Below are 9238 nucleotides of genomic sequence, written 5' to 3'. Positions count from 1 at the left end.
CCCCGCCCGGCAACAAGCTCCTGGCGCCGGGGACCGGGCTGGTGGACAGGGCACGCGACTTCGTCACCGGCCGCGGCCGTTCTTGACGCGAGCCGGCCTCCCTGGGCCGTTCCGGCGGATGTCCGCCGGAACAGCCCAGCGGCCTGTCGCCGCCCGCACCTGCACGGCGGCCGCGGCACGCAGGATCGTGGTCCGACACGTCGGTGACGGGGTTCAGAGTTCGCGCAGCGCGGGCAGGAGGGTCTTCTCCGCCCAGTCCAGGAAGGCCATCTGGGTGTCACCGCCGACCTGGACGAGGGCGACCTCAGTGAACCCCGCCTGTACGTAGGGGCGGACCGCTTCCACGAAGACCTCCGGGTCGTCCCCGCAGGGGATGGACTCCGCGACGTCCGCCGGGCGCACGTGGGTGCTCGCCGAGGCGAAGGCGGCCGTCCCGGGGAGCTCCGAGTTGACCTTCCAGCCGCCGCCGAACCAGCGGAACTGCTCGTGCGCCCGGCGCACGGCCGCGTCCCGGTCCGGGTCGTAGGACACCGGCAGCTGCCCCACCCGCGGCTTGCCCGCACCCCCGTGCTCGTCGAAGGCGGTCACGAGTTCCGCGTCGGGCTCGGTGGCGATCATCAGGTCGGCGAGCCGTCCCGCCAGTTCGCAGGACTGCTCCCCGGACACGGCGACCCCGATCGGCGGCGGAAGGTCGGGCAGGTCCCACAGCTTCGCCGACTCCACGTCGAAGTGCTCCCCCCGGTGGTTGACGTAGCCCCCGTCGAACAGAGCCCGGATGATCTCCACGGCCTCGGCGAGCATCTCGTGGCGGACGTCCACGGCGGGCCATCCACCGCCTACCACGTGTTCGTTGAGGTTCTCGCCCGAGCCCAGCCCCAGCCGGAACCGGCCCTCGGACAGCAGTTGCACCGTTGCCGCCTTCTGCGCGACGACGGCCGGGTGGTACCGCACGGTCGGGCAGGTCACGTACGTCATCAGCGGCATCCGCGACGTGGCCTGCGCCGCCGCTCCCAGCACGCTCCAGGCGTACGGCGCGTGGCCCTGCTCGTCGAGCCAGGGGAAGTAGTGGTCGGAGGTCACGGAGAAGTCGAAGCCGGCTTCCTCGGCCCTGGTCACATGGGCCACCAGGTCCCGCGGGCCGGCCTGCTCGGTCATCATCGTGTATCCGAATTGCATCATGTCGGGCGGCTGCCCGGTGAGGTCCGGGGAAAACGGTCCCCACCCGCGTGTGGGACGACGAATCCGGGGCACCCGGATTCTGCGGTGAGGCAGCCGCATGGTGGGTGAATGCCCCGGACGCCGGGTCCCCCCTCCCGGCGTCCGGGATCACCTCGTGTTCCCCGGTCCGTCCGATCGTCAGTCGGGGGGTTCCTGTGGCGGAAGGTCGCGCGGCGCGTCGGGAACCTCGGCGTCCGGCCGCCCCTTTTCCGCGGTGTCGGGATCGCGCCCGCGGGCCTGCTGGAGATCCTGCTGGTCCTTCGGGGGTGGGGCGGTACGCTCCACCCCCTCGGGCGTCTCGTTGCGCTTCATGCGTGTCTCCTCTGGGGTACCCGGTCTCGATCAGACCTGTCCATGGCCCTCGGCTGCCCGAGGGGCAGCACGCACACCTGCTGCGCTGCGGGAAGGCGCTGATGCCGCAATGTGCGGGCCGCGGTCGACGTCCCGCTCGGGGTGGTCACCGGGCACAGGCAACGATCACGCCGGGTGGTCCGTCAGGAACGCGGCGATGCGCTCGCCCCACGCACGGACGTCGCGGCGGGTCCGGGACACGTGGAGGTCGGCCGCCGGCATCAGATGGAGCAGTGTTTCCGCCGTCACCAGGGGGTGGCCCGGATCGTCGACCCACGCGAGGATCAGCACCGGCAGGCGCAGGGCGGCGACGGCAGGGGGCGCTGGGAGGTCGGACATCGCCAGACCGCGCAGCACGGCGGGGAGCAGCCACTCAACAGGGGTCGGCGGGAGTTCGGGCACATCGGCGACGACTGCCGGCCGGTTGTGCCGCCGCTTGTCGGCGGGCCATGCCTGCACCCCTTCCCGTTCGATCCTCGCGGCGATCCGCCGGTTGTTCCGTGCGTACGCCGCCCGGGTGCCCCATGCGGTCGGTGGGAGGAGAAGGACCAGATGCGAGAACCGGTCCGGTGCCCGGACGGCGGCGTGCAGCACGGTGCCGCATCCCATCGAGGCGCCCATGGCCGCGACCGGTTCGCGGGCAGCAAGGTGGTCGAGCAGGTCCAGCAGGTCGCCGGCGAGGGACACATAGGTGTAGTCGGTGTCGACCGCGGCTCCGGTGGAGCGTCCGTGCCCCCGTGCGTCGTAACGGACAAGTCGCCGTCCCGCATGCAGGACCGGGCCCCAATCGAACAGGCCCATCCGGTCCTCCACGGCGCGGCTGACGAAACCGCCGTGCGCATACACGGCGAGCGGCCCCTCCCCCGCTTCCTCGAAGGCCAGCTCGGCCCCTCGGCACAGGGCCCTGCCTTCCCTGGTGGCGTGGTACATCTCATCCCCAGGCCGAGCGGCCTGTACGGCCGCCCCGTCGCGTCGCTGGAAGCACGTCGTACGTTCCAGTCTTGCCGTCGCCCCTCCCAGCCGTCCTGACATGACAGCCAGGTTCCGCCTACCAGCACCCGCGGGGTGAGATCCGCCGCGAACGGCGGACATCGCACCGGGTCCTGTTTGTCCGCAAGGGGCACGGGTTACCGGGAGGCGACAGGGTTTCCGAGGACGAGCAGGAGAGCGCCATGGGCAACGAGCCGGGCCCGGTGAAGAAGATCGTCGACAAGGTCATGGACATGGGCGCGGAGCTCACCCCCGCGGGACGGGCGGACATCCCCGGCGTGCCCGCGAGCATGCCCCCCACGGTGGAGGAACCGGTCGAGCCGCACGCGCCGCTGCCGGCCAAGCCCGACCAGGGCGTTCCCACCCCGCTCAGCGCGACGGGCCGCACGGACGGCCCGTCCAAGACGGTCCGGGCGCAGGACGGCCCTTTCCTCACCAACGCGCAGGGCGCACGCCTGCCCGACACCGACCACTCCCTCAAAGCAGGCCCGCGCGGGCCGGTGCTGCTGCAGGACCACCACCTGCGCGAGAAGATCATGCACTTCGACCACGAACGGATCCCGGAGCGCGTGGTGCACGCCCGCGGCGCCGCGGCGCACGGCGTCTTCCGCGGCTACGGCACGGCCGCCGAGGTCTGCAAGGCGGCCTTCCTCGCCAAGGACGTCGACACGCCGGCCTTCGTGCGGTTCTCCACCGTCCTGGGCTCGCGCGGTTCGGCCGACACCGTCCGCGACACCCGTGGGTTCGCCACCAAGTTCTACACGTCCGAGGGCGTCTTCGACCTGGTCGGCAACAACATCCCGGTGTTCTTCATCCAGGACGCGATCAAGTTCCCGGACGTCATCCACGCCGGCAAACCGCATCCGGACCGGGAGATCCCGCAGGCGCAGAGCGCCCACGACACCTTCTGGGACTTCGTGTCCCTGCACACCGAGGCCACGCACCACACCATGTGGAACATGTCCGACCGCGGCATCCCGCGCTCCTTCCGCACCATGGAGGGATTCGGCGTCCACACCTTCCGGCTGGTCAGCGCCACCGGCGCCACCACCCTGGTGAAGTTCCACTGGAAGCCGACGGCCGGCGTGCACTCCCTGGTGTGGGAGGAGGCGCAGATGATCAGCGGCATGGACCCGGACTTCCACCGCCGCGACCTGGCCGACGCCATCGAGGCGGGTGCCTTCCCCCAGTGGGAACTGGGCATCCAGACCTTCCCCGACACGCCGGAGCAGACCTTCCAGGGGATCGAACTGCTGGACCCGACGAAGATCGTCCCCGAGGAGCTGGCGCCGGTGCAGCCCGTCGGGCTGCTCACCCTGAACGCCAACCCCACCAACTTCTTCGCCGAGACCGAACAGGTCGCCTTCCACGTCGGCCACCTGGTGCCCGGTATCGACATCACCGACGACGCTCTGCTGGCCGGACGCCTCTTCTCCTACCTTGACACCCAGATCACCCGGCTGGGCGGCCCCAACTTCCCGCAGATCCCGATCAACCGGCCCCACGCCCCGGTCAACGACATGCTGCGGGACGGGTTCCACCAGGACGCGGTGCACACCGGTGTGGCTCCGTACAAGCCCAACTCCCTGGACGGCGGCTGCCCGTTCTTCGCCGGCGCCGAGGACCACGCGTACATCGAGCACCCCACCCCGATCGCGGCCGCCACGAAGGTACGCGAGGCACCGGCCTCGTTCGACGACCACTTCACCCAGCCCCGCCTGTTCTGGCTAAGCATGAGCCCGGCCGAACGGGAGCACATCGTCGCCGCCTACACCTTCGAGCTCGGCAAGTGCTACGAGCAGGCCGTCAAGGAACGCACCCTGATGGTCCTGGCGAACATCGATCCCTATCTCTGCCGACAGGTCGCGCTGGGCCTGGGCCTCCCCGCCCCGCAGGCCTCCGAGCCGCTCGCCGACGTACAGCCCAGTCCCGCGCTGTCGCAGATCGGCCGCACCTGGCCGACCGTCGGGCGCATCATCGGCATCGTCACCGACGGCACTGGTGACCTGGGCGCCGTGGACGTCGTGCGACGCTCCGTGCTGGCGGGCGGCATGGTCCCGCTGATCGTCGCGCCCACCGGCGGCACTCTCACAGGTGAGGGCGCTGATCCCGTGACCGTGCAGCGCACCTTCGCCACCGCGCGCTCCGTGGAATTCGACGCCCTGCTGGTCGCCGGGACCCCCGGACCGGCCGTCGACGCCCAGGGTGGGCGCGACGCCAAGGCCGGCGTCCCGGCTCTCGCCGCCGCGCCCGTGGACCCGCGCATCGTGCTGATGCTCCAGGAGGCGTACCGCCACGCGAAGCCCCTCGGGGGCTGGGACGACCCGGGCCCCGCCCTGCAGGCGGCCGGCATCGCCACCGATGCACTCGGCGTCGTCACCGGCTCCGACGGCGAGGCCGTACTGCGCGAGGTCACCGCACTCCTGGGGGCCCACCGCGTATGGGACCGGTTCCCGGCCCCGGCAGAGAACGGAGTGGTCTGAGCGGTCGCGAACAGCCCCGGCGACGTCCCTCTCAGACGGCTCCGTGCCGGCTGAGGGGGGCGTGTCGCCGACTCGGCGTCCCGGCCACTTCAGTGGATCGTGGCCCCAGTTCAGCCCGCCATGGGTGGTGCCTACCCCGCGACCTTGATACGAAGCCCACGACTCGGGTAGCCGAGAGTCCCATGACGAAGCAGCGGCACACCAGGACGGTCGTGGTCACCAGCGCCAGCGGCGGCGTCGGCAGGGCAGCGGCCCGCGCGTTCGCCGCCCACGGGGACCGCGTCGCACTGCTGGCCCGTGGACGCACCGGACTGGCTGCCGCTGCGGACGACGTAGTGCGGGCGGGCGGTGAGGGGTTCACCGTGCCGGTCGAGGTGTCGGACGCCGACACCGTAGAGGAGGCCGCCGCGCGCGTCGAGGCGGCGTTCGACGTCCCCGATGTATGGGTCAACAACGCTTTCACGGGTATCTTCGCGCCCTTCACTGAGATCGCCGCGGATGAGTACGGCACGCAAGCCGCGCTACGGCGCATGCTCCCGCGTGACCGCGGTGCGATCGTGCGGGTGGGGTCGGCGCTGGCCTATCGCGGCATCCCGCTGCAGTCGGCCTACTGCGGCGCCAAGCACACCATTCAGGGGTGGAACGAGTCGCTGCGGTGCGAACTGCTGCATTCGGGCTCACGGGTGCGTACGACGATGGTGCAACTGCCGGCGCTCGGCACACCGCAGTTCGACTGGGTGCTGAGCCGGTTGCCGCGCCGGGCCCAGCCCGTTCCGCCGATCTACAGGCGCGAGGTGGCGGCCCGGGCGATCGTGCACGCAGCGGATCACCCTCGTCGGCGCGAGTACTGGGTGGGGGCGAGCACCGCTGGGACACTGCTGGCCAACGCGGTTGCACCGGGTGTTCTGGACCGCTACCTGGCGCGCACCGGCTTCCGTTCCCAGCAGACGGCCGAGGACCGCGACCCCGCGGCACCGGTGAACCTGCGGTCCCCCGCCGACGCCGGTCCCGGCGGCCACGACTTCGGTGTGCACGGGCGTTTCGGGCGGCAGGCTCGCGCGACGAGCGCGCAGTCCTGGGCGTCGCGCCACCGCGGGGCCGTGGGGGCGGCGGCAGTGGCCGCTGCGGCGGCCGTGGCGGTCGCGCGCGGCCTTCGGATCGGCTGACGACCGGACCCCGCCGCCTACCAGTAGTGCTTCCGCCCGCCGACGCTGTGCCCTACGGCTCCCAGCACCCAGAGCACGAGGCCGATGATCATCAGGATGATCCCGATGGTCCACAGAATCGAGATCCCGGTGAGGAAGCCGATGATCAGCAGGATGATTCCCAGGATGAGCACGATGCCCTCCGTTGGTCGGCTCTGTGTACGCGGCCCGCATGGCTGTGACTGCGCGATCGCGTTGCACTCGGACTGTGCCGACAGCTACTTTCCGAGCGCGCGTTCGAGTTCCGACTTGTTCATGTGGGAGCGCCCGTCGATGTTGCGACGTTTGGCCTCCGCGTAGAGCTGGTCGCGGGTTGGGCCCTGCGGCCCCTTGCCGGACCGCTGGCCGCCGCGCCGCCCGGAGGACATGTCGTCCTCTATGGAACTGCGGCTGGCGGTCTTGGACTCGCCGGCGCGAGCCCGCTCCTTGTTGACCGTGCGGGCGGCGATCTCCTTGGCCCGCTTGTCACTCTCGCCGTGTTCCCTGGCGCTGTCCTTGATGTGCTCGTACTGTCGCTCCCGCTTGCGGCTCGATCCTGTTGGCATCTCGTTCACCCCCAGGTGATCCGTCTGAGGCCGTCCTCGAGCTGCTACCCGCCATCGTGACCGGTATTTCCGGAGAGAGAACGATCCCGACCAGCTCCGGACTTACAGTGAGGTTCTCGACATCGTGAGCTGAGGGGAAGAACCGCCAGCCAAGATGCTCGCGGCGCGCTACTCCGCCCGCGTGATCCAGCGTGATCGATCGGCCAAGCGGAGTCCGGCGTGCATGCCCCAGGGGGCATCCTTCACAGGCGGTGGCTGACCGCTGGCCGCGGAGCAGACGCGCGCGTCCACCTCAGAGATGGCGGGTAGCCGCCTTGGCAAGAACCACTCCAGTAGTCGATCGGAAGGAGGGGCCTCATGAGTGACGAGGTTGAACGCGCGGCGCTGTTCGACATGGACGGCACTCTCGTCGACACCAACTACCTCCACGCCGTCTCGTGGTGGGAGGCGTTCCGGCAGGCCGGGCACACGGTGTCGATGGCGGACATCCACCGCTGCATCGGCATGGGGTCCGACCATCTCCTGGAGCGCCTGCTGGGCAGGGAGCGCGACCGCAGCGAGGATGCCACGATCAGCGGCGCCCACAAGGCCCTGTACGGCGCCTACGGCCCCGCGCTCGCTCCTTTGGACGGTGCCGCGGACCTGCTGCGCGCGGTGGCGGCCCGGGGTTTCCGGGTCGTCCTGGCCACGTCGGCCGACGGCAAGGAACTCGACGTGATGCGGGCAGCCCTCGATGCCGACGACGTCATTGCGGACGCCACCAGCAAGGACGACGTCGATGCGAGCAAGCCGGCACCTGACCTGGTGGCACAGGCCCTGGAGCGAGCGGGCGTACCCGCAAACCGAGCGGTCTTCGTGGGAGACACTGTGTGGGACATTGAGGCCGCAGGGAAGGCGGGGGTGCCCTGCGTGGCGCTCCTATCTGGCGGCATTGGCCGCGCTGAACTGGAGGAGGCAGGCGCCGCCGCAGTGCACCGTGATCCACGCGACATGCTGACCTCCCTCGACAGCAGTCCCATGTGGCGATAGTCCCGCTTGCCGGGTACTGCCCGTTTGATCACGCAGAACGTTTTCGACCACTCCCAGGCGTCCCCCAGGGCACCTTCGTCGCGTCCTTCAGCGTTGGAAGATCGTTCTCCTGGGTGCCCGTGGGTTCCCCCGCGGCTCGCGGAGTCGTTCGGGTTGCCCGGACGAAGGTCGTCACTGCCGCGCCCTCCCTGGTGGCCTGGCCTCACGGACGCCTTCCAGGTACTTCCGGAGATCCGCACGGGCCGGCGCCCTCAGTCAACGGCGATCGTCGGCCGTGCTTCCCATATCGGGGTATCGGGGGGGCACATCCGCGGCAGCCAACTTCGACGGCCGGCCCGCGCCCGAGGGGCGTAAGGCAAGCAGCCTGCGAGCGCACAGTTCGCGAACGACGAGGAGCAGCACGTCGCTGGATCCCATGTCAGTCCCCCATTCCGGTTCCCGGGCCAGGACGATTTCTACGGGGGCCGCGTCCCGTGGTCGCGGGACGCGCGGAGTCTGTCGATCGCGTTGCGGCCGGCAGACGTCGGGATAGCGGTGCGTATCCAACAGGTCCCCGTAGAAGACCAACGCTTGCCAGCGGACTCCGGCGGCCCGGTCGGTAGGCCGCACGGTCGGTTTCGGTGTGCGATAGGCACTGACCGAGAGAGTGAGTCGGGCGCTCCTACGGGGACGCGCCGGTGTGCCGGAGGTAGATAGAGCCGCATGAAAGCTCTCGTCATCAACTGCACCCTCAAACGGTCGCCGCAACCGTCCAACACCTACGCCCTGACCAAGGTGGTGGCGGACCAGCTCGCGGCCTACGGCGTGGACATCGACTGCGTCCGCGCCGTGGATCTCGACATCAAGCCGGGTGTGACAAGCGACGAGGGTGCCGGGGACGCGTGGCCCGGGATCCACGAGAAATTGCTGTCCTCGGAGATCCTCATCGTGGCCTCCCCCACATGGCTGGGCAGGCCCTCATCGGTCGCCCAGCGCGTTCTGGAGCGCATGGACGCCATGGTGTCCGAGACGGACGACCGTGGCCGACCGGTCGCCTACAACCGGGTGGCCGGCGTGGTGGTGACCGGCAACGAAGACGGCGCGCATCACGTCATCAGCGAGATTTCAGGGGCGCTCGCCGACCTCGGCTACACCATTCCCGGCCAGGCCTGGACGTACTGGCACCTCGGTCCCGGGGCCGGTCCCGACTACCTCGACGACGAACGCGGCCACGAATGGTCCGACAAGACGGGGCGCGCGATGGCCGCGAACCTCCACGGCGTGGCCCGAGCCCTGGCGGCCACGCCGCTCGACGCGCCGCCGGGGTGATGCGCGGGTGTCACGGGTGCATGAGGACCTTGATGGCACCGTCGGCCTTCTTCTGGAACATGTCGTAGGCCTGCGGGGCCTCCTCCAGCGAGACGTGGTGTGTGGCGAA

At 70.4% G+C, this 9238-nt stretch carries 9 protein-coding genes and 1 pseudogene; 5 read left to right on the top strand and 5 right to left on the bottom strand.

Translation table 11 applies throughout. The features are described from left to right. Window positions 1–86, top strand: a pseudogene (locus PV341_RS41150) (hemerythrin domain-containing protein); the annotation flags it as partial. Window positions 87–213: 127 nt separating this feature from the next. Here the strand turns inward: PV341_RS41150 and PV341_RS41145 are convergent. The 3 genes from PV341_RS41145 to PV341_RS41135 form a co-directional block, all read right to left on the bottom strand. Beyond that, window positions 214–1179 carry an LLM class F420-dependent oxidoreductase gene (locus PV341_RS41145; protein WP_500360513.1) on the bottom strand — a complete coding sequence of 322 codons (966 nt, stop codon included), beginning with the start codon at window positions 1177–1179 and terminating at the stop codon, window positions 214–216. Window positions 1180–1356: 177 nt separating this feature from the next. Continuing rightward, window positions 1357–1530, bottom strand: coding sequence for a hypothetical protein (locus PV341_RS41140; RefSeq protein WP_500332209.1), 174 nt, complete (start codon window positions 1528–1530; stop codon window positions 1357–1359). A gap of 165 nt (window positions 1531–1695) precedes the next feature. Beyond that, window positions 1696–2499, bottom strand: a complete 804-nt coding sequence (locus PV341_RS41135; RefSeq protein WP_500332210.1) for an alpha/beta fold hydrolase — start codon at window positions 2497–2499, stop codon at window positions 1696–1698. A 293-nt stretch (window positions 2500–2792) separates the two neighbouring features. Here PV341_RS41135 and PV341_RS41130 point away from each other — a divergent pair, with 293 nt between their 5' ends. Beyond that, window positions 2793–5042, top strand: a complete 2250-nt coding sequence (locus PV341_RS41130; protein ID WP_500360515.1) for a catalase — start codon at window positions 2793–2795, stop codon at window positions 5040–5042. A 182-nt stretch (window positions 5043–5224) separates the two neighbouring features. Beyond that, window positions 5225–6208: an SDR family oxidoreductase gene (locus tag PV341_RS41125; protein ID WP_500360511.1), complete on the top strand. Its 984-nt coding sequence runs from the start codon at window positions 5225–5227 to the stop codon at window positions 6206–6208. 17 nt (window positions 6209–6225) lie between these two features. Here PV341_RS41125 and PV341_RS41120 read toward each other — a convergent pair whose 3' ends face one another. Then, entirely contained in the window at window positions 6226–6381 is a 156-nt protein-coding gene (locus tag PV341_RS41120; RefSeq protein ID WP_500332212.1) for a DUF6131 family protein, read from the bottom strand. 84 nt (window positions 6382–6465) lie between these two features. Then, complete coding sequence (locus PV341_RS41115) at window positions 6466–6792, bottom strand: plasmid stabilization protein (protein WP_500332213.1); 327 nt, start codon at window positions 6790–6792, stop codon at window positions 6466–6468. A gap of 357 nt (window positions 6793–7149) precedes the next feature. Here PV341_RS41115 and PV341_RS41110 point away from each other — a divergent pair, with 357 nt between their 5' ends. Together PV341_RS41110 and PV341_RS41105 are read left to right on the top strand one after the other, a co-directional pair. Continuing rightward, on the top strand, window positions 7150–7821 hold the full coding sequence (locus PV341_RS41110; protein WP_500360509.1) for an HAD family hydrolase: 672 nt from the start codon (window positions 7150–7152) through the stop codon (window positions 7819–7821). Window positions 7822–8523: 702 nt separating this feature from the next. Further along, window positions 8524–9129, top strand: coding sequence for a flavodoxin family protein (locus tag PV341_RS41105; RefSeq protein ID WP_500332215.1), 606 nt, complete (start codon window positions 8524–8526; stop codon window positions 9127–9129). Window positions 9130–9238 lie beyond the last annotated feature (109 nt).

Source organism: Streptomyces sp. PA03-1a (assembly GCF_033792805.1).
GTDB lineage: Bacteria > Actinomycetota > Actinomycetes > Streptomycetales > Streptomycetaceae > Actinacidiphila.
Note: the sequence above shows the minus strand (reverse complement) of the source record. Positions and strands in the feature narration are given on the sequence as shown.

Excerpts from the sequence above, each read along its gene's own strand:
- PV341_RS41145 (WP_500360513.1), bottom strand. The coding sequence starts at position 1,179 with ATGATGCAATTCGGATACACGATGATGACCGAGCAGGCCGGCCCGCGG.
- PV341_RS41140 (WP_500332209.1), bottom strand. The coding sequence starts at position 1,530 with ATGAAGCGCAACGAGACGCCCGAGGGGGTGGAGCGTACCGCCCCACCC.
- PV341_RS41135 (WP_500332210.1), bottom strand. The coding sequence starts at position 2,499 with ATGTACCACGCCACCAGGGAAGGCAGGGCCCTGTGCCGAGGGGCCGAG.
- PV341_RS41130 (WP_500360515.1), top strand. The coding sequence starts at position 2,793 with ATGGGCGCGGAGCTCACCCCCGCGGGACGGGCGGACATCCCCGGCGTG.
- PV341_RS41125 (WP_500360511.1), top strand. The coding sequence starts at position 5,225 with ATGACGAAGCAGCGGCACACCAGGACGGTCGTGGTCACCAGCGCCAGC.
- PV341_RS41115 (WP_500332213.1), bottom strand. The coding sequence starts at position 6,792 with ATGCCAACAGGATCGAGCCGCAAGCGGGAGCGACAGTACGAGCACATC.
- PV341_RS41110 (WP_500360509.1), top strand. The coding sequence starts at position 7,150 with ATGAGTGACGAGGTTGAACGCGCGGCGCTGTTCGACATGGACGGCACT.
- PV341_RS41105 (WP_500332215.1), top strand. The coding sequence starts at position 8,524 with ATGAAAGCTCTCGTCATCAACTGCACCCTCAAACGGTCGCCGCAACCG.